Raw genomic sequence first — 20,665 nt, forward strand, 5'->3', positions numbered from 1 at the left:
TTTTTTGGCGTGCCGGTACAAAAGCGGTTCGCCGGTTCGAAATGAACGGTGCAAGGCCGGAAGTTGTACGGCGTTAATTGTTAAGCGGATTAAGCTTTTTGGAAGGCAGGGTCTTCGAACGGATGCGCGATCCAGCCTTCGGTTTCGATAAAGAGGCGGACGGCGACGATTTTGCGGTTATCCATAAGCGTGAAGAAGTGGGGCTTGTTCTCCGGAACGGAGATGACGTCGCCGGCTTCCAACTCAACGTCGAAGTAACCGACATCGTCCGTGCCTTTAATGATAAAGATCCCTTTACCCGCCGTAATCGCGCGAACTTCGTCCTCTGTATGCGTATGCACCTGCTCGAACTTTTTCAGCAGCTCTTCGAGGTTCGGCGTAGCGTCGGACAGGGCGACGATATCCCAGGTCCGGTAACCGCGGCGCCCAGCCAGATCGCGAATTTCAGAGTCGAACGTGCTTAGGATTTGCTGCTTTTCTTCGTCGGAGAGGACGAATTTCTCCTGCAGCTCGGCAGGGAGCTTGCCTGGATTCCAGTGCTCGTAAAGCACCTCTTGCTTCTCCAGAAACGATTTCACATTTTGTTCGCCCTGGATGCGTTCATTCGTATTGCGGATGCGAATCTCTGCCATCGGTCTCCCTCTTTCCATCAGATGATTGCTTATTATTACAGTATTATATTCGAAATTGGGCGCCGTGTCGATGGACGGGGACAATTTAATTCTTAAATTCCGATAAGAAAACATGAGAATTAGTTCCCTTTCGAAAACAGGCCGTTTCTGGTAGACTAACAGATACGGATACACGACAACGCTTCGAATCCGGCGGAATGCTGCCCGCCGTGAAGTTACATAAAGATGCAGATAAAGCCGGAAACGCCCATCTCCAAGGGGGGAATTTTTGTCCACCCGGAGGAGTCGTCTTCGATGCAGACCAAGTGCAACCGGCGGAAGGAGAAGTATGGAGCTATATTTTTTAGGTACTGGGGCGGGCATGCCCTCCAAAGAACGCAACGTCACCTCCATCGCGTTAACGCTCTACGACGAGCGGGGGACGATGTGGCTGTTCGACTGCGGCGAAGGGACGCAGCACCAGATGCTGCGCTCTCCGCTCAAGGCGAGCCGGCTGGAGTTCATATTCATTACCCATCTTCACGGGGACCATATTTACGGTTTGCCGGGGCTGCTGACCAGCCGGTCGAATCAGGGCGGCACGACGCCGCTCGTCCTGTTCGGTCCGCCGGGACTGGAGTCGCTTCTTGAGCCGGTACTCCGGCTTAGTCAGGCCCGGTTGTCCTACGAACTTACCTATCGCGAGATTCACGAGGGAACGGTCTATGAAGACGACCGGTTCGAGATCGGCTGCGAGCTGCTGGATCACCGGATCGACAGCTACGGTTACCGGATTGTCGAGAAGGACAAGCAGGGCAAACTAGACGCTTCCAGACTGAAGGAGCTGGGCGTGCCGGCGGGACCGTTGTACGGTCGGATCAAGCGGGGAGAGACGGTGGAGCTGCCGGACGGGACGATAGTGGACGGAGCTGCGTGCATCGGGGCGCCGATTCCGGGCAAGAAAATCGCAATTCTCGGAGATACCCGGCGCTGCGAAGCTGCGGTTCGGCTCGCGGCCGGGGCCGACGTGCTGGTCCATGAAGCGACATTTGATGCGACGCTTGACGAATTGGCCCAGACGTATTATCATTCTACCGCCAAGGATGCGGCCTTAACGGCGGCGAGCGCCGGGGTGAAATCGCTGATTTTGACCCACATCAGCTCGCGCTACCAGGAAGACGAGGCGGTCCGGCTGCTGGAGGATGCCCGGGAGCATTTCGGCGAGACGTACATCGCCCGCGACCATTGGAGTTATACGATTGGGTAGAGCGCGGTCTACGGGGCAGCTCAAGGAGAAAAAAGCCCGATTCAGCCTGGCGCTGAAAAGGGCTTAACTCACTATTCATTCGTGCTTCGCCGAATATCAGGAGTTCATCTCGTCTTCCATTTCGGATTGGAATCCCGAGATGCTTGCGCGGCGGTTTTCGTTTTTTTGCTCGATGTCCTGTTTTTCAGTAGCGGATATTTCGTCAGCGTGCTCCGCCAAATAATTTTCGGCTTCTTCCAAGTTGCCGATCGTATTTTGCTTCATATTTTGCAGCTTTTCCACATTGTCGGAACGATCGTCCGGTTTGGCCATTCTCAGTCCCTCCTTTCCGGGTGGAATCCATACCCGGATAAGATGCCACTTTTATCAAAAAATATACGTGCGTTCAGCCGGACTGCTATAAGACGGAGAAGTTCCGGGAATGCTTACCAATACGGAGCTGTTATCCCCGTCCCGTCCATAGGCGGGAGCACAGTTTCCATTTCGTCTCATATAATGGGAAGTACGTCAGGTCGAGTTAGGCTCCAGCATAATGTGGGGAGGTATCCTTCATGGAAAAAGTTCATTTCATAGGAATAAAGGGTGCCGGGATGAGCGCGCTCGCGCAAGTTCTGCATGATACCGGATATCCGGTTCAGGGATCCGACGTGGATACCGAATTGTTTACCCAGAAGCCGCTTGAAACCAGGGGCATTCCGATGTACCGGTTTGGTGAAAGCGAATTCGGACAGGGACAGATTCGCGTCATCGCTTCGAATGCGTTTAAGGACGATCATCCGGAAATCGCCAAATGCGGCGAAGCCGGCATACCGGTAGAGCGGTATCATCATTTTCTCGGCGGATGGATTCGCCAGTTTACGAGTGTTGCCGTTACGGGGGCACATGGCAAAACGACTACGACCGGGATGCTCGCCCATACGTTCGGGGGGTTGCAACCGACCTCTTACCTGATCGGAGACGGAACGGGCGCCGGCGTTGCGGACAGCACCTATTTCGTATTCGAGAGCTGCGAATACCGCAGACATTTTCTCGCCTACGAGCCCGACTATGCGATTATTACGAACATCGACTTTGATCATCCGGATTATTTTAGCGGCATGGACGATGTCATTTCGGCCTTTCAGGAGATGGCGGATCGTGTCAAGAAACATTTGGTCGCCTGCGGGGACGACCCGCAAGTGCGCAGAATGGCTAAGCCGAAAGTGCCGGTGCTTTACTACGGATTCGGCGAACATAACGAGCTGCGTGCGGAGCAAGTGCGTGCAGGGGCGGACGGGATGACGTTCGAGGTGTTTATGCACAACAATCCTTTAGGCACCTTTACCGTTTCGGCTTACGGACGGCACAGCGTTCTTAATGCGCTTGCGGTCATCGGCGTCGCTCTCCTCGAGGATTTGAACATCGACCAGGTCAAGACCCGGCTTGCCACATTCGGCGGGGTTAAACGGCGGTTCACCGAGAAGCAGGTCAGGGGCAATGTCGTGATCGACGATTACGCGCATCATCCGACCGAGATTACCGCTACGCTGGATGCGGTAAGAGCCAAGTATCCCGGCAAAAAAGTGGTGTCCGTCTTCCAACCCCATACGTATTCGCGACTGGAAACGTTTATCGACGATTTTGCGAACTCGTTGTCCGGGTCCGACGAAGTATACTTATGCAACATTTTCGGTTCTGCGCGTGAAAACGACGGCGGAGTATCGATCGAGCATCTGATGGAAAAAATCCCGACCTCCCGTCACATTACCGAAACCAATATCGGACAACTGGACGGATACAGCGATTGTGTCCTGCTGTTCATGGGTGCGGGGGATATTCAGAAGTATCAGTCGTGGTATGAAGCCAGATAAGGCAGAAGTATGAATTATTGCACCAAATGCCGCCCTCTATCCCGGATAGAGGGTTTTTGTTATGCCCAAAACCCGGGACTTTCGTGCTATAATGGGTTTTGTTGGGAATGTATTTTGTCGAAAGGGGTTTGGCTTTGAACGACAAAGTTGATTTGCTGGATCAGATGCTGCATATAACGACAGATTTATTTTTTGAGACGGAGTGCAGCCTTCTGCTCGACGATTTGCCGGAGGCGCCTGCAACTATCCTGGATATCGGATGCGGCAACGGTGCTTATTTAGCGAAAATGAAGGAACGTTATCCATCCGCGGATTGTACCGGAGTTGAGCTGGACCGGCCGATGTACATGAAAGCCGCGCTTCGAAACGATCGGGGGATGAATCTGATCCACGGCAGCTATGAGCGGCTGGACGAGCAGAACGCATGGGATCTGATCATGGCCAGACTTGTCATCTTGCATATTGAGGACGTCGGAGGATTTGTGAAATGGGTTTGCAACCGTCTTCATCCTCTTTCGAGAGTTATAATCATCGATTTCGACGACGCCCGGTTTCAAGGAAACGATGGTTTGCCGCTATTCCTCTCGCTGTATAGACAGGCACGGCAGTCTTTACGGGGCCGCAGAACGTTTCTTGAATTGCCGGACGCTCTAAAATTGGAGTTTCAATACGGGGGGCTCGCTGTTACCGGGACGAAACGATATGCGGTCCGGGCGGATTCGTCATCCAAGAAAGCGGCGTTGTACAGCTATATGAAGGTATCGACGGAATATTTGCTTGGCGAGCCCCTATCGGCAGAACGTGCGGACGAGCTGGACGAATGGTTACACGATCCGGATGCGGACATAGAGATTCCGATGTTCGGGATGAGCTTTGCCCGGTCTCCTGTCGAAGGTTCGGGAGCGAAGGAGGTGATTTCATCATGAACTGGTTCACGGATTATGAAGCTGAGTTAAGAGACGTATTCAGGGACGCGGAACAGATGATCGGGGGATTCCCGGCGCCGCTTCATGATCGCGGACTTGCCTATTTATACAAATTTCATCCGTACAAAGAGGGCAGCACCAAAAACTACATCTGTTATTTACTGCCGTTTTGGCTGAAGGAACTGGATCGGGTAAACGAGCGGACGTGCCGCGATATGGCTCTGGCCGGTGTGTTTGTGATGCTGCACTTTTTCGTAGAGGACGATCTGATGGATACGGCTCCTGCCGAATGGAAGGAGCAGCTTGCGTTAGCCCACATGTTCCAGCTTGAGTTTGTGACGATCTACAATCGATCCTTCGCAGCGGATTCTCCGTTCTGGCCGTACTATCGACAATATATGACGGAATGGGCGTCCGGCGTAGCCGTTGAGAGCGGGGCGGACGATTATTTTCTGAATCCCGTCCGGATCGCCCATAAAGCGAGTCCTGTGAAGCTTGCTTCGGCCGGGGTGTTGGTGCAAGCGGGGATGGAGAAGATCGTTCCGCACGTATCGGATGCGGTGGACCGTGTGTTGATTACGCTGCAGATGACTGACGACCGCGCCGACTGGGAGGAAGATTTGCTTCAAGGGGGCGCGAATGGCCTTTTGGCTTACATACGCAGGGAAAAAGGGCTCGGGGAAGACGTAATGCTCGACCGGGAAACGATTTTGTCCTTTCTTCATATTCAGGGCGGACTGACCGGGTATGCGAGGATGGCGGAAGAAAGGCATGGCCGTTTGTTCGATGACGGAGAGACAACAATCCGTCATTTGTCCGACTTTCATCTGTTTTTGGTTTCGGGATTGCAGCGGGAAGCGGCGGAAATGGAGCAAATGAAAAACCGTCTCCTCCAAGGCGGATTTTATTATTGGATGTCGAAGGAATTGACAAAATAGTAGATTTCATAGGACTTTTGTGCTAAATTAGGAAAGTAATACTTACCAAATTTGGGGGGTGATGGTTGATTGTGGTGGCTGATACTATTTTAAGTAAGCAAAATATTCAAAAGGCATGGGAGGAACCGTCGTTCGTGCAACAGCTGCTGAGCGATCCGAAGACGGCGATCCGGGAAGGCCGATGACAATAATCTCTTCTGCCGGGGGATTTTGTCGATATGAGGCAGCGTGTACCTAGTCCAGCTGCCATTCGAGGGTACATATTGGACGTTGGAACGATCGTTAGGTCCATATGATTAAGAGGAATCCGAAGCGCTGGTCTCTTGCGCGTATTTGCAAGGCAGGATATAACAACAAAATCATAAATAAAGGATGGGTTCATATGACGTCTGAAGAACTGTTGAGAAAGCAAATTATCGAGAAAGCATGGGCGGACGATGCCTTCAAACAAAAGCTGTTGGCCAATCCAAAAGCGGCTATTCAAGAAGCGTTCGGAGTGAACGTTCCGGATCAGATCGAGTTGAAAGCGTTTGAGGAATCGTCTACTGAATTTTATCTCGTAATCCCTGCGAACCCGTCCAAAACGGATGATGGCGGCGCCGGATCTAACGCCGCCTGGTAATTTATACGGGATCGGAGGCAGAAGGGAAACGGACGATCGCTTCGGTGCCTGCTCCTTTCTTACTCTGGAACTCGATTTTTCCTTGCATCACTTCAATAATGCGGAAGGTAACCATAAGTCCTAGGCCGGTTCCTTTCGTTTTGCTCGAGAAGTAGGGCTCTCCCAGCCGGGTGAGCTCTTCGTCTTCCATCCCCTGACCATTGTCCCGGACATGAACGATAATCGTCTCGCGTTCCGTACGGGCTTGGATTTCGATTAACCCTTCCCGCTCAAGAGCTTCTATACTATTCTTAATGATATTAACGAACGCTTGCTTAAACTTTGCGGAATTTCCCCGGATGTACAGATGTTCCGGTATATGCAGCCGGATTTCTCCACCTTGAAGATGCGCCATCGGTGCTAAAATCCCCACGATATGCTTGAATTCCTCTGATAAGTTCAACACCTTGATATCATCGAGCTGAGGTTTGGCAAACGTTAAAAAGTCGGTAATGATATCGGAAGCGCGGTCCAACTCGGCCAAAGCCAAATTCATATACGTCTTCTCCGAATTCTCTGCTCTCTTGCTAAGAAGCTGTAGGAAACCGCGGGTGACTTGAAGCGGATTGCGTACTTCGTGAGCGACAGATGCGGCCAGCTCGCTAATGATCTCCATCTTTTCATGCTTTTGCAGCCGGTTGTTGTAAAGCTCGAGTTCCTTCGTATAATTCACGACTCTCTCATGATCCTTGGCAAATTGCCGCGCCAATATAATAATAAAAGCAATGACGAAGCAGACGACGCCCCATTTCCAAAGGAACAACTCGTAGTTTTTGGCGTTTGCATAAAACCAAATCAGCTCGCCGATTCCCGTTGCAGCGAATACGGCAAATCCGGTGGACATAATAACCGCGTCCTTATTTCCTTTGAACGCCCGTATGACGGTGGTGCTGATTAGAATCGTAAACTGAATAAGCATCACGTATCCAAGCAATGTCCCCGTGAAGAAGTAATAGAAGTTAATGTACTGGGCATTCGTTACTTCGTTAATCACCATAAACAGAAGGCAGCAAACGGAGAAAACGGTTAATAACTTGCGGCACCAGGTAAGGAGCGAACGTTTCGGGCTCTCCAGTGCTTTTTCGATAAAAAGAGTGAGCGTAGGCAAGAAAACATACAAAGCCAAATCAAACAAAGCGAGGCTGAGCTGTCCGTATTTCCCTAAAAACGTATAAACAAACGGTGAATACGTCACGATCAGGGCGCCAATTGTCAGGATGACGATCGACAGCGAGAGCCATTTGGACAAAAGCGACTTTTTCAAAATAAGGGAGCATATCAGCATAATGACCGAGAAGAAAACAAGCGACCCGCCCAGCATCATATCAAACAGATCGTTCTTGAAAAATCCCGGGAGCGTCCGTTCATAGTCCGCCAGCTTGATCGTCTGGTGAAGCCCGATCCGGTCGCTGAGCGTTTCCACCAGCACATATACGGTTTCGCCCAGATCGTCCCGGTCAAGCGGCAGCGCCAGCTTGTAAACGTCGTAGGAGTAAGGACGGGAAGACTCGAACAACACCCGGTCTCCGGCATAGATGACGATATGGTGCCCGTACAATTTGTCGATAAAAAGCCCGGGCTGCTTCCAGGCCGCTTGATCCGGCTTGGGGAGGTCGAACTTAATCCAGGCGGCAGAAAATTTGTGCGGGATGTCCGGCACGGGGGTGTCTTTATCGGCGGAAACCCATTGATCCGTTATGCCCGTGGGATCGATGCCGGGGCCGAAGGAAGGGGTAGGTTCCCATCGAAACTGCCACTCCCGAATGTCATGGCTTTCCGTTATCTCTGCTCGAGCTTCGGGAGCTGCTGACAGCAGGGGGAGAATCAGCAAGGCAAGTCCCGTTACAACCAGTTTCCATACGACCTTCATTGATAGCACCTCAAGCCTACATCCATAGTAAAAAACACGTTGTGACTTAATTCGACTTGCTAGAATGGAACACCTTCTAAAATATGACATATTTCGAGAAGAATCAACATATTTTGACCCGCGTGATTTATTCGGACGGTTTTCAGGTGTGTAGGATACAGGGATGAAGGAGGTCTAAGAGGCTTGGGGATACGCAGAGTGTTCATCCGGCATAAAAAGGCACCCCAACAAAGGATGGGGCGCGATGTGTAGGAAGATGATCTTTGTCGGGCATAAAGTCAATCGGAACGGATGTTCATCCGTTCGATTATTGAACCCGGACAGCCGTGCCGCTGACCGCTACCATGAGCATGCCTTCGCGAACCACTTCATAGTCGATATCGATGCTCACAATCGCATTGGCACCGTATCGGGAAGCCATCGAGCGCATTTCCTCAAAAGCCATGTCCCGCGCTTCCTTCAGCTTGCTTTCGTATGCTCCGGAACGTCCGCCGACGATATCGGTAATGCTGGCGAAAATATCGCGCACGATGTTGGCGCCCATAATCGCTTCTCCGGTTACAACCGAAATGTACTCGACGATTGATTTTCCCTCGATGGAAGGTGTAGTTGTCATAATCATGTGTAAATCCTCCTCGTGTGCGATAGCCTATTCTTATTTATGATATACTTTTCCATGAACTTTAAAAAGGGAAATTTTACGAGGGGCGGATATCGATGAGAGGGCTTGCGATCCTGCTCTCCTTTCATTTTGCCGGTTTTTTGCTGAAGGAACTGCTTCACCTGCCCTTGCCGGCGAATGTAACTGGTCTGATCTTGTTTGTGGCGGCTTTGTTTACCGGTTCTGTGAAGCTGGAGTGGGTGGAGGATACGGCCCAATTTTTGCTTCGTCATATGATGCTGTTTTTCGCTCCTTTTATAGTAGGGACGGTCGTATTCATTAGAGTGATCGGGGAAAATGCGCTGGGAATGGCGCTTAGTCTCGTGATGGGAACGCTGCTCGTTCTGCTCATAACAGGCGCGGTTACGACCTGGCTCTCGGGAAAGGAGGAGCGCGGGTGAGCGGGGACGATTGGTGGAGTAATCCTTTATTTGGAGTCACGGTCACGGTAGTCGCCTACGCGGCCGCCCTTCGGCTGCACGCAGTGAAACGATGGCTGCATCCGTTGTTCGTCTGCTCGGCTGCCTTGATCGTATTGCTTCTGGTAAGCGGCATTCCGTACGAATCTTACCGGGTCGGCGGGGATTTGCTCGTATTTTGTCTCGGTCCGGCGACGGTGGCGCTCGGTGTCCCGATGTACAAACACGCAGCCCTCCTAAAGCGTCAATTTCGCGCAATCGCCGCAGGCGTGATCGCTGGAAGCTTGTGCGGGATGACGAGTAGCGCGTTTTTCATATGGCTGGCCGGAGGGAGCAAGGAGCTGTTACTTACGGCGCTGCCCAAATCGGTCAGTTCGCCGATATCGATTGAAATCGTCAGACTGCTGGGGGGAGTTCCCGAACTGGGTGCGGTGCTGACCGTCTTAACCGGTCTGGTCGGGAGCATGATCGGCCCCGGTTTTCTGAGAGCCGTAGGTATCCGCGGCGATGTGGCTATGGGTACGGCAATCGGCACCGGGTCGCATGGGATCGGGACGGCGAGAATTATTCGGGAATCGGAGCTGCAGGGGAGCGCGGGCGGTTTTGCGATGGGGCTGGCGGGAATCGTAACGTCTTTGCTGGCCATTCCGCTTTACTCGTTCTTGCAGTAATCAGCAAAGCTTGATCCGGTTTTAACGGAAAGCATAAAAACGGGTGACCCGATCCAATCTGTTGGATCAAAAGTCACCCGTTTTTAGTAACGGACGAGAGTCCGCTATTAATGCGTATGCTGTTTCATCGCTTTGTCCAGCCCGTTCCAGCCGAGCAGCGAACAATTATGGCGGGCTCTCAGCTTATGAATGCCCGATAGGGACAAGGCGTCGCCCAGCTCGTCTTCGTCTTCGGGGATCTCGCCGTTTTTGATCATAGCGGTAAACGCTTCGATCAGATGCTGCGCTTCCGCAAACGTTTTGCCCTTTACGAGATCGGTCATCATCGAGCAAGACGCCATGCTGATCGAACAGCCTTCCCCTTCGAATTTAACTTCCTTAATTTTCTGGTTGTCGTCCACCGTCATATACAGCACCATAACATCGCCGCAAGTAGGGTTTTTATATGGGAACTGGATCAAGCCCTCCCCCTCGAGCTTGCCTTTGTTGCGGGGATTTTTATAATGATCCATGACGATTTGTTTGTATAAATTTTCCAGCAAAAGAATTCACCTCACGTTTGGAAAATCGGGATAAGTACAACTCATTCCTTTTATTGTACACCAATTTCGGTTCGTTGAAAACAAGGACGGCGCAAGAGTGACGACTGCCAGCTTCAAAGCCCTCCCGCCCCGGAGGAATCCAAACCTTGGAGCGGCAGCTCCGATACGCATTTGCGCGGATATTCGTCCTGCAGACGAACTCCGGTTTCCTCAAGCTATTTGTATGCTTCATTATCGGATTCATTCGGACTGCCGTGTTAACCGGATTCGAACGGGACTTAGGCTAATGAAGTTTAACCAAAATCGGATGTTTTTGCCCGAAGGGGACAAACTAGGAGATGGGTTACGGATTGCAGCCAGGGGGGGAACCGCTATGCAGCTCAAAAACAGGGACTACGCCGTCATCAGGCAAGCGCTGAAAGTGGCGATGGAGCATGATGACAACCAGCAGGCGTCTTACAGCTACCGGGAAGTGTTGGCGAAGCTTGCGAACGGAAGCGCGGCCGAATATCCGGATGAAGGATACAAAGGCGAATCCGACGAGTTCCGTTTCGATTACGACGATGCCTCGGAGTACTGACTGCTGGCGCAAGAAGCCGGGGAAATGGACGTCCCGGATGAGGAAATAAAAATAATATTTTCCGGGAAAGCGCAGGAAATGACAAGAGCCGATACGATTCTTTTTGCAATAGTCTGAAAATTTAGTCTGGAATGACAAATCGCCGCCGAACAGGCGGTTTTTTGTCGTTCGCTCCCGTTTTTAGCCGGTTAGATGAACGGCGGTCATCCTTCGTGAATCATCGAATCACAGTTGTCATACGAACGTATATTCTGTACAATTAATAATAAAACGTTAAGTGAGGAAATCGTATGAACCGGCTTACCGGTAAAGAGTCCTCTACCGAAGAGAAGATCGACAAAATCAAAAATACGACCGGGCTGATGAGCCAGGTTACGTATGGTATACGATCGAGCTTATATTGGATTACATTTAATGATACAGCAAGCGACAATTAAGAGGTGTACCCTTATGTTAAAAAAGAAGCAGCTTACGCAGCTGATCCAGGATTTAAGGGCAGATGATAATATAGTGAACTGGCACGAAGTCGAGCCCGTAGAAGCAAAGTCAAAACCAATCCCTGACAGCGTAGACCCGAGAATAAAAGCTGCGCTAACCAGGCGGGGGATAGACCAGCTGTATACGCATCAGTATACGGCCTACGAAACCGTACGTAAAAGCGAAAATATTGTAGCCGTAACCCCGACAGCTTCGGGAAAAACGCTCTGTTATAACCTTCCCGTCCTACAAGCGATAGCTGAAGACGACGGCAGCCGCGCCCTTTACTTATTCCCGACGAAAGCCCTGGCGCAAGACCAAAAAAGCGAACTAAACGAAATCATTACCGAAATGGGGATCGACATTAAGAGTTTTACCTACGACGGCGATACTTCCCCAGCAATTAGGCAGCTTGTTAGGACAGTAGGGCATATCGTAATTACTAACCCCGATATGCTGCATGCTGCCATACTTCCGCACCATACGAAGTGGGTAAGCTTGTTTAGTAATCTAAAATATATAGTCATTGACGAATTGCATACGTACAGGGGGGTATTCGGCAGCCATGTAGCAAATGTGATACGAAGGCTCAACAGAATCTGCGAATTTTACGGCAGCAATCCCCTGTTTATTTGTACTTCCGCAACAATTGCGAATCCGAAGGAGCTAGCGGAGCAGTTAACTGGGAAGCCGATGCGGTTAATTGACGACAATGGCGCGCCGAGAGGACGGAAGCACTTTGTTTTTTACAATCCGCCAGTAGTCAATAAAGCGCTAAATATCCGCAAAAGTGCTGTAGTAGCGGTAAATAATCTAGCGAAGGAATTTTTGGCGAATAAAGTACAAACGATCGTTTTTGCCCGAAGCCGGGTAAGAGTCGAGATCATACTAAGTCATTTACAGGAGCTAATTAAAAATGACATTGGATCGAAATCCATAAGGGGTTATCGTGGGGGCTATTTGCCGCAGCAACGGCGCGAAATCGAGAAAGGCTTGAGGAGCGGCGACATTCTTGGAGTCGTAAGTACGAATGCTTTAGAACTCGGCGTAGACATAGGACAGCTGCAAGTCTGCATCATGACAGGTTATCCAGGAAGCGTCGCTAGTACTTGGCAGCAAGCAGGCCGGGCTGGTAGACGGCATGGCGAAGCCCTGGTACTGATGGTAGCCAGCAATACGCCAATAGACCAGTATGTCGTCCAGAATCCCGAATACTTCTTCGACAGATCGCCGGAATCCGCCAGGATCAACCCGGAAAATCTCATCATTCTGGTGGACCATTTACGTTGCGCAGCTTATGAACTTCCGATGAAAAGAGGGGAAGAATTTGGGCCGCTGGAAGTTGCGGATCTTTTAGAATACCTGGTAGAACAAAAGGTGCTGCACCAGGCCGGGGATACGTTTTACTGGGCGAATCAATCGTTCCCGGCTAGCGAAGTAAGCCTGCGTTCGGCAGCGCAGGAAAACGTAGTTATCGTAGACCAGTCAGACGTAGCAAACGTTAAAATTATCGGCGAGATGGACCGCTTTAGCGCTATGACCTTGCTGCATGACGAAGCCATATATTTGCATGAAGGGGTACAATATCAAGTCGAGAAGCTGGACTGGGACCATAAAAAAGCCTATGTACGCGAAGTAGACGTAGAATATTACACCGACGCAAACCTGGCAGTCAAGCTTAAAGTCTTAGATATTGACAGGACGGAAAACAGGCGAGTGGGTTCCATTAACCATGGCGAAGTCCAGGTAAATGCTATGCCGACGATTTTTAAGAAAATTCGGCTGACCACTTTCGAAAATATCGGGTACGGTCCTATCAACTTGCCCGAAGAAGAATTGCATACCAGCGCAACTTGGATCGAATTAAAAGAGGTAGACCCGGCCCTGGGGACGAAAACGCTGGAACAACTGCTGGTGGGAATATCCAACGTATTCAGGCATATCGTCCCGATTCATGTCATGTGTGACCGCAGCGATATTCACGTAGTTTCACAAATTAGGGCCGAACATACGCAACTGCCTACGATTTTCATTTATGACCATTATCCGGGCGGTATCGGATTGGCCGAAGACGTCTACAAGCGGTTCGATGAAATAAAGGCGTCTGCGCGAAATCTGATTCGAAAATGTCCCTGCGAAGATGGCTGCCCGTCGTGTATCGGTACGGAAATAGAAGGCTTTCATGCGAAGCAAAAAAGCATAGAATTGTTGGGGGTAATATGAATAGTCATGGTTGGATGACCCCATTGATAAAAATCCGTTTACGGACTATCTATGACCGATATCAGGAGGTTGGGCTGACGGGCAAGTCGCTGGCCTTGAAGCTGCTCGCCGCGATAAGGGGAGGGAGCTGAATCCGATGAGCTCACTGAAAGACAAGCTTTCCCGGCTAACGAAAAGCAATGAGGCATCCAAGAAGCCGGCCGTTCCGGAGGCGGATGAGCTTGCCGGTGATTCGTCAGTCCGAGTGGGCGCAGGCGTTTTGGCCGAAGCGGGTGCATCCGGTGCCGGAAGCATGGTCAGCACCGATACTGCAGGCGAAGCCGGCCAGCTTGGAAGGTCTTGGGACCGGTTGGGGGCGAAGGCCCATCATAATGAGCGGGGACATTTCGTCATCCGCAGAATCGTATATCCTTTCGATTATCGTCACGGAACCTATTGTCTCGGCGATCTGATCGGCGAGGCGGAGCCGCTCGCTGCGCTGGGAGCTTCCGCATCCAAAACCAAAGGAGGCCGAAGCGGAGTCTCGCGGCGAAGTTCCTCCGTTTCTGCTGATCCGGCACCGGCTGTGTGCGCGAGGCATGACAGACTGTTGTTTCTGGATACGGAAACGACGGGCCTCGGCGTCGGGGCGGGCAACGTCCCGTTTATGGTCGGGATCGGCTATTACGAGCCGGATGGTTTTGTCGTGGAGCAGATGTTCATCCGCAACCCCGCCGAGGAAGCGGCGATGCTGCATCATCTTCGGGAAAAGCTGGCGGAGCGCGACCTGCTCGTCTCGTACAACGGCAAATGCTTCGACTGGCCGATTATTAAAAACCGGTACATCCTGAACCGGCAAAAGGACGGAGCGGTTGACCCGGTTCATTACGACTTTCTGTATCCGTCGAGAAGCCTGTGGCGTAATACGCTGCCCTCGTGCCGTCTCAGTTCGGTGGAGCGCGAACGGCTCGGTCTCAGCCGCATTGATGACGTACCCGGTTCGCTGGCTCCGGCGCTTTACTTTCAATATTTGGCCGAAGGGGACGCGGCGCTGGTCGAAGGCGTATTTGAGCACAACGAGAAGGACGTGCTGACGTTAGCCTGTTTGGCCGTTCATTTTACCCGGCTGCTCGGCGGACAGATTCCGCTGTCACGGATGGAACCGGAGGAGCTGTACCGGCTGGCGCTGTGGCTCGATAAGCTGGGGCGTCCCGGGGAAGCCGAGGAGACGCTGCGGGAGCTGCTCGATCGGGAGTCGGACAACGCCGCCGACTACTGGCTTTCTGCGGCAAGTTTTTATAAGCGGCAGGGAAGATTTGGAGCGGCGGTCTCGCTCTGGGAGCGTTATATCGAGCGCAAGCGCCGTGCGCGGGTTGTAACCCCGGAGCCTTATATCGAGCTGGCGATGTATTTCGAGCATCGGGAGAAAGATTTGGATAAGGCGCTGCATTATGCCGAGCTGGCGCTGGAGCGGTCCCTTGGACGGATGGCGGCCGTCCGCAAGGAAGGGGCTTCGGCGGAGGAAGCGGCAACGATCCGCAAGCGCATCGACCGGCTGAGATTGAAACGGGAAACCGCCGCGCAGCCGGCAAGAACGGCAAAGGCTCCCGCCACCCGGAAAAGCAGGCGTACGGCGGTCCGGACGGTTGAGGTGTGGCAGCAGACTTTGCTGTAAGATGAAAAAGAGGAAGTATGGGAAGGAAATTAAAGGGACCGGAATACAATAAGGGAATGGCAGGAAGGAGCTGATTCTGCGATGAGCCATCGCGAGAATAGCCACGCTTTTTTAATCGATCTGGACGGGACGATGTATGCGGGAGATTCGAGGATCGAGCATGCGGAACCTTTTATCGGGAGACTCCGGGAGCTGAAGCTCCCGTTTCTGTTTGTGACGAACAATTCTTCAAGGACGCCGGAACAAGTGGCCGCGCATTTAATCCGGATGGGGATAGCGGCAAAGCCGGAGGAGATCGTCACTTCCTCACAGGCGACTGCGCATTATATTGCTGTACGTAAACCGGGAGCAAAGGTGTTCGTGATCGGTGAAGCAGGTCTTAAGAGCGCGCTTGAGGGAGCGGGTCTGGAGCTTGTGGAAGATCGGCCCGATTATGTCGTACAGGGGATCGATAGGCAGTTCACTTATGACAAGCTGGCGAGAGCCGTACAGTGTATAATGGATGGAGCCGAATACGTGCTCACGAATCCGGACCGGCTGCTTCCTTCGGATGGCCGGCTCGTTCCCGGAGCGGGCTCGATCGCGGCTTCGATCCAAGGCGCGCTGCAGATCGAACCTGTCGTCATCGGCAAGCCGTATGAGCCGATCATGCGGTTCGCTTTGGAACGGCTGGCCTTTGCAGAGCAAGTATGGGCGGTAGGCGATAACCCGGCGACCGATATTTTGGCCGGTCAAGCGACCGGTCTGCGGACTGCGCTCGTACAGACGGGCATTGCGGCGGCAGACAACGTCGAAGAGCTGCTGGAGCGTTCGGGAGCGGCGCCGGACCTGATCTGCCGCAACCTGGAATCGCTGCTGGAACGGTTGAACTTGCACCCGGAAGGGCAGGCTAGCAAGTAAAACAACCAAAAGAAGGAAATCCAATGCCAGAACTTCCCGAAATGGAAACGTACCGCATGTTGTTAAGCCAGCGAATACTGCATCAGCTGATCGTACAGGTCGAGGTCGAACGCGAGAAATCGATCAACGTCCCGGTCGAGACGTTCCGTCAACGGGTTGAAGCCCGTTCCGTCACCGGCATATCCCGGAGAGCCAAACATCTGTTGTTTCACCTCGACAGCGGCGATATATTGCTGCTCCATCTTATGCTTGGCGGCTGGATGTTTTACGGCACCGAAGAGGAGAAGCCGGACCGGACGACGCAGGTCGTGCTCTCGCTCGGACAGCGCAATTTGTATTTTATCGGATTGAGACTCGGTTTTTTGCATCTGCTCAGCCGGGAGGAAGCGGACAGCCGTCTGGCGGAGCTGGGGCCGGAGCCGCTTGAACCCGGATTTTCCGAAGCCGATCTGCAGCGCAGGCTGATGAGGAAACGGACGATGCTGAAGCCGGCGCTTGCCGACCAGAAGACGATTGCAGGGATCGGAAACTGCTACTCCGACGAAATCTGCTTTGATGCGGGCTTGCTGCCTACACGAAAAACCTACTCCTTGTCTCCGTCCGACTTCGGAGCTCTTTACCGTTCGATGAACCGGGTGCTGCGCGAAGCCATTCGGTTCGGCGGCTATATGGAGGACCCGCTATTTCCCGGGGATGCGCTTACGGGCGGGGTGAACAGCCGCTGCACCGTGTACGACAGAGGCGGGGAGCCGTGTATCCGCTGCGGAAGTCCGATTGTGCAGGAAGAGCTTGCTTCTCGCAAGGTGTTCTACTGCACGAACTGCCAGCATTAACGAACGAGGAGGAACCGATCCGTGTATTTCGGCGCTCATGTAAGCATTCGCCACGGTTTTCTGGAAGCCGCGAAGCAGACTCATCGCATGGGAGGACGCGCGTTTCAGTTTTTTCCGAAAAATCCGCGGAGCCTGTCGCTCAAAACGATGGACCGTCGCGACGCGGAAGCGTGTGCCGCTTTTTGCCGGGAACATGACATTCGTTCGATCGCCCATACGCCTTATCCGACGAATCTGGCCGCAGATGCAGGAGAGCGCAGACAGATCGTCGTCCGCTCGCTGCTGAACGATCTGGAGATTGCCGACGCTTGCGGAGCGGTAGGCGTTGTCGTTCATTTCGGCATATACAAAGGTGCGGAACGGCTCGACGGGTACAAAAATATTGTAGCCACGTTAAACGAAGTGGTTGAACAGTGGGAAGGAACGACGCTGCTGCTGATCGAAAACCAGTCAGGCGAGCACGCCCGGATGGGGATGACGTTCGAGGAGCTGACCGGAATCCGCAATTTGTGTGTCCATCCGCACAAGGTCGGCTTTTGCCTGGATACGTGCCATGCGTTCGCCAGCGGATTATGGAACGGCTCGAACTGGGGCGAGGTCGAAGCCAAAGGCGTTTCGCTCGGATATTTCGACGAGCTGAAGGCCGTTCATCTGAACGATTCCGTCTATCCTCACCAATCGTACAAAGACCGTCACGCCAATATCGGCAAAGGGGAAATCGGAGAGCTGCCGTTGCGGAGATTTCTGGAGTCTCCCTATGTTCGCAATGTCCCGATCGTACTGGAGACGCCGACGCCGGCGGCCGGAACGCACAGGGAAGAAATCGCAAGACTGAAAACCTTAAGCGGAGAGGGAAACGGATGATCGATTTGTATTTGGACGACATGCGCAAGTGTCCGAAAGGGTTCGTGCTGGCCAAAAACGCGGAGGAATGCGTCGAGCTGCTGCGGGAATGCGAAGTGCGGGTGCTGTCTTTGGATTTCGATCTGGGCTGGGGCGCCCCGAACGGGATGGAAGTCGTTCGCTTTCTCGTTGCGGAGCAAAAGTATCCGGCTTATATTTATTTGCATTCGTCGAGCGCCGCAGGACGTTCCGCGATGTATCATATGCTCTATACGAACAAACCGGATCATGTCCGGTTATTCAACCATCCGATGCCCGAAGAACTGCTGCGCCTGATCGCAAGCGGCAAATTCGAGGTGGAAAACGGGTCCGCACATAAGCTACAATAGGATAGGTCTTTCTTACAGTGAGAGTCCAAAAAGTCCGGTTTTCAGCACCGGGAAGATGGGATGAAGCCAGGAAATGGGGAGCGGAGCGTAGTGGGAACTATTGTGAGCACCGGAAGTTCCGGCTATATTCCATTTTCGATGTCGAATAGACTTCCTGATCGGCTTCGTGATCAAAAGCGGACTTTTTGAACAACCTCTTACAGGAGCTTGAGTATATCTGAAGGCGGTGTGCGAATTTTGATCCAGCTGGACAATATTCATTTTATACGCGGGGAACGTACGATTTTAAACGATGTTAATATGCATATGCGTCAGGGAGAGAACTGGGTCATTCTCGGCAAAAACGGTTCGGGGAAAACGACGGTTCTGGAGCTGATTACCGGCTACCAGTTCCCGAGCTCGGGCAAAGTACGCGTACTGGGCCAGCCTTACGGGGAAATCGATCTGCGGATGGTGCGCAATAAGATCGGCTACATCAGCCAGTCGCTGATGGAGAAGCTGACGATGCGCGACCCGGTATGGGAAGTAGTCGCTACCGGCGAATATGGATTTTTGCGGTTTTATCAGGATATTCCGGATGAAGTGAAGCGCAAGGCGATCGAGAAGCTGGAGCAAGTCCGTCTGCCGCACGTGGCGGAACAGCCGCTGGGGTCGCTGTCGCAAGGGGAACGCAAAAAAATTATGCTCGCGCGCGCCTTGATGACCGATCCGTCGGTGCTTATCCTGGACGAGCCTTGCTCGGGCCTCGATCTGTTCGAAAGAGAGCAACTGCTTGAAGATATTCAGGAGCTGGGCAAAACGGGAATACTCATGGTATATGTCACTCACCATATCGAAGAGATTGTTCCGGTTTTTACCCATATCGCATTGATGGATCAGGGCAAAATCGTGGCACAGGGCGAGAAGAAGCAAGTATTGACCGCCCAGCTGCTGCGCGACGCTTATCAAGTGCCGGTAGAGATCGACTGGATCAAGGACCGGCCCTGGATTCACGTTGTTTAATGACATCCATTATTCATACAGTGAAATGATAGAAACGTAGAGGTGCATCGATGAACGAGCAAGCCGACATCGCCGCCGCCTCGCAATTTGTCGTTACGTCCAACCATGGATTTGCGGCATATGCTCAAGACGAGCTGCGGGCGCTGGCACCGGGAACGAAGTTTGAACCCTTAATCCCAGATGAAACGTACCTGATGCGGATTCCGCTCGATCGTGAGGCGGCGATCCGCCGTATTACGTCGCAAGAGCCTATTTTCCTGAGACATATGCATCCGATTGACAGAACGGTCGGAACTTCCGGAACGGCGGAAGATGTCAGCCTGTTGGCCGCTTCGGCGGGTCAGCTGTTTTTGGACGGGGTCGAACGGGGGATCGGCAAAGTCACCGTGCAGATTCGCAAGGCGGAGCGTTATGAGAGCGACTATTCTCCGGCCGAGCTTCGGGAAGCGATATCCGGCATATTGCTTGAACGTTGCGGGGTCGAATCTGTAGTGAAAGAGGCGGACAGGATCGTATCGGTATTTTTGTCATCCGGCGCCGCATACATAGGCATATCGACGTCTGCCGACAATTTGTCCGATTGGCCGGGCGGAGCGGTGCGTTACCGGAAGGAAGAGGGACAGGTGTCCCGGGCGAAGTTCAAGCTGCTGGAGGCGGAATACGCGTTCGGGCTGGAGCTGTCCCGGTTTCGCAAAGCGCTCGATATCGGGGCTGCCCCCGGAGGCTGGACCTCGCTGCTGCTGGAGCGGGGGGCGGAAGTGACAGCCGTCGATCCTGCGGATCTGCATCCCGATCTGCTCGGACATCCCCAATTGACCTATCTGAAGCGAAATGCCGGAGAAGTCGCTTTCCGCAGCGGTTCTTACGATCTGCTCGTATGCGATATGAGCTGGAGTCCGAAGCAGATGATCAAGCTGATCCTGCCGCTGCTTGACGCCTTGCGTCCCGGAGGGGCCGCTGTTATTACGCTGAAGCTGATGCACGGCAAGCCGTTCCAGACGGTGAAAGATTCGGTTCGGATGATGCAGCCGGTCATGCAGCTGCGCAAGGCGAAGCAGTTGTTTCATAACCGGGACGAGCTTACCGTTTATTTGCAAAAAATCAATTGATCTCGATCCGGCGCTGTGATACACTTAGCGTCAAATTGATCAGTGAATAAATCGATGAAGAGGAAGAGTAGACGCTTCCCCTGTTCCCAGAGAGTCGGCGGTATGGTGCGAGCCGATGTGCAGCCAGCGTCGAAAATCACCTCGGAGACGGGACCCGAACGCAAGTAGGGAACACGGATTTTCCACCGTTACCAGGAACGGCATATGTTGGTATGCCGACAAGAAGCGCCGGAGCTTCG

21 protein-coding genes and 1 other annotated feature (1 of these 22 only partly in view) are annotated in these 20,665 nt (G+C 52.7%); of the genes, 16 read left to right on the forward strand and 5 right to left on the reverse strand.

All coding sequences use genetic code 11. From position 1 onward, the window contains the following. Positions 1-89: 89 nt before the first annotated feature. Complete coding sequence (locus PV433_RS19085; RefSeq protein WP_190924808.1) at positions 90-632, reverse strand: 1,2-dihydroxy-3-keto-5-methylthiopentene dioxygenase; 543 nt, start codon at positions 630-632, stop codon at positions 90-92. Positions 633-960: 328 nt separating this feature from the next. On the opposite strand from PV433_RS19085, the gene rnz reads away from it, so the two are divergent. Beyond that, positions 961-1,878, forward strand: coding sequence for a ribonuclease Z (gene rnz, locus PV433_RS19090; protein WP_332073652.1), 918 nt, complete (start codon positions 961-963; stop codon positions 1,876-1,878). A gap of 96 nt (positions 1,879-1,974) precedes the next feature. Here rnz and tlp read toward each other — a convergent pair whose 3' ends face one another. Further along, positions 1,975-2,190, reverse strand: a complete 216-nt coding sequence (gene tlp, locus PV433_RS19095) for a small acid-soluble spore protein Tlp (protein ID WP_332073653.1) — start codon at positions 2,188-2,190, stop codon at positions 1,975-1,977. Between the two features lie 239 nt (positions 2,191-2,429). Between tlp and murC the strand changes: the two genes are divergently transcribed. The 4 genes from murC to PV433_RS19115 all read left to right on the forward strand — a co-directional run bounded on the left by murC (position 2,430) and on the right by PV433_RS19115 (position 6,214). Continuing rightward, positions 2,430-3,728, forward strand: a complete 1,299-nt coding sequence (gene murC, locus PV433_RS19100) for a UDP-N-acetylmuramate--L-alanine ligase (protein ID WP_332073654.1) — start codon at positions 2,430-2,432, stop codon at positions 3,726-3,728. A 134-nt stretch (positions 3,729-3,862) separates the two neighbouring features. Continuing rightward, positions 3,863-4,654, forward strand: a complete 792-nt coding sequence (locus tag PV433_RS19105; RefSeq protein ID WP_332073655.1) for a class I SAM-dependent methyltransferase — start codon at positions 3,863-3,865, stop codon at positions 4,652-4,654. After that, positions 4,651-5,592, forward strand: coding sequence for a hypothetical protein (locus PV433_RS19110; RefSeq protein WP_332073656.1), 942 nt, complete (start codon positions 4,651-4,653; stop codon positions 5,590-5,592). The genes PV433_RS19105 and PV433_RS19110 overlap by 4 nt, the downstream gene beginning before the upstream one ends. A gap of 382 nt (positions 5,593-5,974) precedes the next feature. Continuing rightward, entirely contained in the window at positions 5,975-6,214 is a 240-nt protein-coding gene (locus tag PV433_RS19115; RefSeq protein ID WP_332073657.1) for an NHLP leader peptide family RiPP precursor, read from the forward strand. Position 6,215: 1 nt separating this feature from the next. On the opposite strand, the gene PV433_RS19120 is transcribed toward PV433_RS19115, so the two are convergent. Both PV433_RS19120 and PV433_RS19125 read right to left on the reverse strand, forming a co-directional pair. Next, positions 6,216-8,123 carry a HAMP domain-containing sensor histidine kinase gene (locus PV433_RS19120; RefSeq protein WP_332073658.1) on the reverse strand — a complete coding sequence of 636 codons (1,908 nt, stop codon included), beginning with the start codon at positions 8,121-8,123 and terminating at the stop codon, positions 6,216-6,218. Between the two features lie 307 nt (positions 8,124-8,430). Then, positions 8,431-8,745 (reverse strand): heavy metal-binding domain-containing protein, encoded by a 315-nt coding sequence (locus PV433_RS19125; protein ID WP_332073659.1) that lies wholly within the window; start codon positions 8,743-8,745, stop codon positions 8,431-8,433. 95 nt (positions 8,746-8,840) lie between these two features. On the opposite strand from PV433_RS19125, the gene PV433_RS19130 reads away from it, so the two are divergent. Both PV433_RS19130 and PV433_RS19135 read left to right on the forward strand, forming a co-directional pair. Further along, the gene (locus PV433_RS19130; RefSeq protein ID WP_332073660.1) at positions 8,841-9,185 is read left to right on the forward strand and encodes a CidA/LrgA family protein; all 345 of its coding nucleotides are present in this window, start codon (positions 8,841-8,843) and stop codon (positions 9,183-9,185) included. Then, on the forward strand, positions 9,182-9,874 hold the full coding sequence (locus tag PV433_RS19135; RefSeq protein ID WP_332073661.1) for an LrgB family protein: 693 nt from the start codon (positions 9,182-9,184) through the stop codon (positions 9,872-9,874). Before PV433_RS19130 ends, PV433_RS19135 begins: the two co-directional genes overlap by 4 nt. A 107-nt stretch (positions 9,875-9,981) precedes the next feature. Here PV433_RS19135 and sufU read toward each other — a convergent pair whose 3' ends face one another. Further along, positions 9,982-10,416 (reverse strand): Fe-S cluster assembly sulfur transfer protein SufU, encoded by a 435-nt coding sequence (gene sufU, locus PV433_RS19140; protein ID WP_332073662.1) that lies wholly within the window; start codon positions 10,414-10,416, stop codon positions 9,982-9,984. Between the two features lie 373 nt (positions 10,417-10,789). Between sufU and PV433_RS19145 the strand changes: the two genes are divergently transcribed. The 9 genes from PV433_RS19145 to PV433_RS19185 all read left to right on the forward strand — a co-directional run bounded on the left by PV433_RS19145 (position 10,790) and on the right by PV433_RS19185 (position 20,426). After that, entirely contained in the window at positions 10,790-10,996 is a 207-nt protein-coding gene (locus PV433_RS19145) for a hypothetical protein (RefSeq protein WP_332073663.1), read from the forward strand. Positions 10,997-11,446: 450 nt separating this feature from the next. After that, complete coding sequence (locus PV433_RS19150) at positions 11,447-13,696, forward strand: DEAD/DEAH box helicase (protein ID WP_332073664.1); 2,250 nt, start codon at positions 11,447-11,449, stop codon at positions 13,694-13,696. A gap of 136 nt (positions 13,697-13,832) precedes the next feature. Then, positions 13,833-15,350, forward strand: a complete 1,518-nt coding sequence (locus tag PV433_RS19155; protein WP_332073665.1) for a ribonuclease H-like domain-containing protein — start codon at positions 13,833-13,835, stop codon at positions 15,348-15,350. Between the two features lie 81 nt (positions 15,351-15,431). Further along, on the forward strand, positions 15,432-16,250 hold the full coding sequence (locus tag PV433_RS19160; RefSeq protein ID WP_332073666.1) for an HAD-IIA family hydrolase: 819 nt from the start codon (positions 15,432-15,434) through the stop codon (positions 16,248-16,250). A gap of 23 nt (positions 16,251-16,273) precedes the next feature. Continuing rightward, positions 16,274-17,083, forward strand: a complete 810-nt coding sequence (locus PV433_RS19165; RefSeq protein WP_332073667.1) for an Fpg/Nei family DNA glycosylase — start codon at positions 16,274-16,276, stop codon at positions 17,081-17,083. A 21-nt stretch (positions 17,084-17,104) separates the two neighbouring features. After that, on the forward strand, positions 17,105-17,947 hold the full coding sequence (locus PV433_RS19170; RefSeq protein ID WP_332073668.1) for a deoxyribonuclease IV: 843 nt from the start codon (positions 17,105-17,107) through the stop codon (positions 17,945-17,947). Next, a complete protein-coding gene (locus PV433_RS19175; protein WP_332073669.1) occupies positions 17,944-18,315 on the forward strand; it encodes a cyclic-phosphate processing receiver domain-containing protein in 372 nt (123 codons plus the stop codon). The genes PV433_RS19170 and PV433_RS19175 overlap by 4 nt, the downstream gene beginning before the upstream one ends. A 237-nt stretch (positions 18,316-18,552) precedes the next feature. After that, on the forward strand, positions 18,553-19,317 hold the full coding sequence (locus PV433_RS19180; protein ID WP_332073670.1) for an ABC transporter ATP-binding protein: 765 nt from the start codon (positions 18,553-18,555) through the stop codon (positions 19,315-19,317). A 50-nt stretch (positions 19,318-19,367) separates the two neighbouring features. After that, on the forward strand, positions 19,368-20,426 hold the full coding sequence (locus tag PV433_RS19185) for an SAM-dependent methyltransferase (RefSeq protein WP_332073672.1): 1,059 nt from the start codon (positions 19,368-19,370) through the stop codon (positions 20,424-20,426). A 45-nt stretch (positions 20,427-20,471) separates the two neighbouring features. After that, positions 20,472-20,665: a binding site (T-box leader), on the forward strand; it runs 77 nt beyond the window's last position.

It is taken from the genome of Paenibacillus sp. GYB004 (assembly GCF_036577605.1).
GTDB lineage: Bacteria > Bacillota > Bacilli > Paenibacillales > NBRC-103111 > Paenibacillus_AB > Paenibacillus_AB oceani.

Excerpts from the sequence above, each read along its gene's own strand:
- PV433_RS19085 (WP_190924808.1), bottom strand. The coding sequence starts at position 632 with ATGGCAGAGATTCGCATCCGCAATACGAATGAACGCATCCAGGGCGAA.
- rnz (WP_332073652.1), top strand. The coding sequence starts at position 961 with ATGGAGCTATATTTTTTAGGTACTGGGGCGGGCATGCCCTCCAAAGAA.
- tlp (WP_332073653.1), bottom strand. The coding sequence starts at position 2,190 with ATGGCCAAACCGGACGATCGTTCCGACAATGTGGAAAAGCTGCAAAAT.
- murC (WP_332073654.1), top strand. The coding sequence starts at position 2,430 with ATGGAAAAAGTTCATTTCATAGGAATAAAGGGTGCCGGGATGAGCGCG.
- PV433_RS19110 (WP_332073656.1), top strand. The coding sequence starts at position 4,651 with ATGAACTGGTTCACGGATTATGAAGCTGAGTTAAGAGACGTATTCAGG.
- PV433_RS19115 (WP_332073657.1), top strand. The coding sequence starts at position 5,975 with ATGACGTCTGAAGAACTGTTGAGAAAGCAAATTATCGAGAAAGCATGG.
- PV433_RS19120 (WP_332073658.1), bottom strand. The coding sequence starts at position 8,123 with ATGAAGGTCGTATGGAAACTGGTTGTAACGGGACTTGCCTTGCTGATT.
- PV433_RS19125 (WP_332073659.1), bottom strand. The coding sequence starts at position 8,745 with ATGATTATGACAACTACACCTTCCATCGAGGGAAAATCAATCGTCGAG.
- PV433_RS19130 (WP_332073660.1), top strand. The coding sequence starts at position 8,841 with ATGAGAGGGCTTGCGATCCTGCTCTCCTTTCATTTTGCCGGTTTTTTG.
- PV433_RS19145 (WP_332073663.1), top strand. The coding sequence starts at position 10,790 with ATGCAGCTCAAAAACAGGGACTACGCCGTCATCAGGCAAGCGCTGAAA.
- PV433_RS19150 (WP_332073664.1), top strand. The coding sequence starts at position 11,447 with ATGTTAAAAAAGAAGCAGCTTACGCAGCTGATCCAGGATTTAAGGGCA.
- PV433_RS19155 (WP_332073665.1), top strand. The coding sequence starts at position 13,833 with ATGAGCTCACTGAAAGACAAGCTTTCCCGGCTAACGAAAAGCAATGAG.
- PV433_RS19160 (WP_332073666.1), top strand. The coding sequence starts at position 15,432 with ATGAGCCATCGCGAGAATAGCCACGCTTTTTTAATCGATCTGGACGGG.
- PV433_RS19165 (WP_332073667.1), top strand. The coding sequence starts at position 16,274 with ATGCCAGAACTTCCCGAAATGGAAACGTACCGCATGTTGTTAAGCCAG.
- PV433_RS19175 (WP_332073669.1), top strand. The coding sequence starts at position 17,944 with ATGATCGATTTGTATTTGGACGACATGCGCAAGTGTCCGAAAGGGTTC.
- PV433_RS19185 (WP_332073672.1), top strand. The coding sequence starts at position 19,368 with ATGAACGAGCAAGCCGACATCGCCGCCGCCTCGCAATTTGTCGTTACG.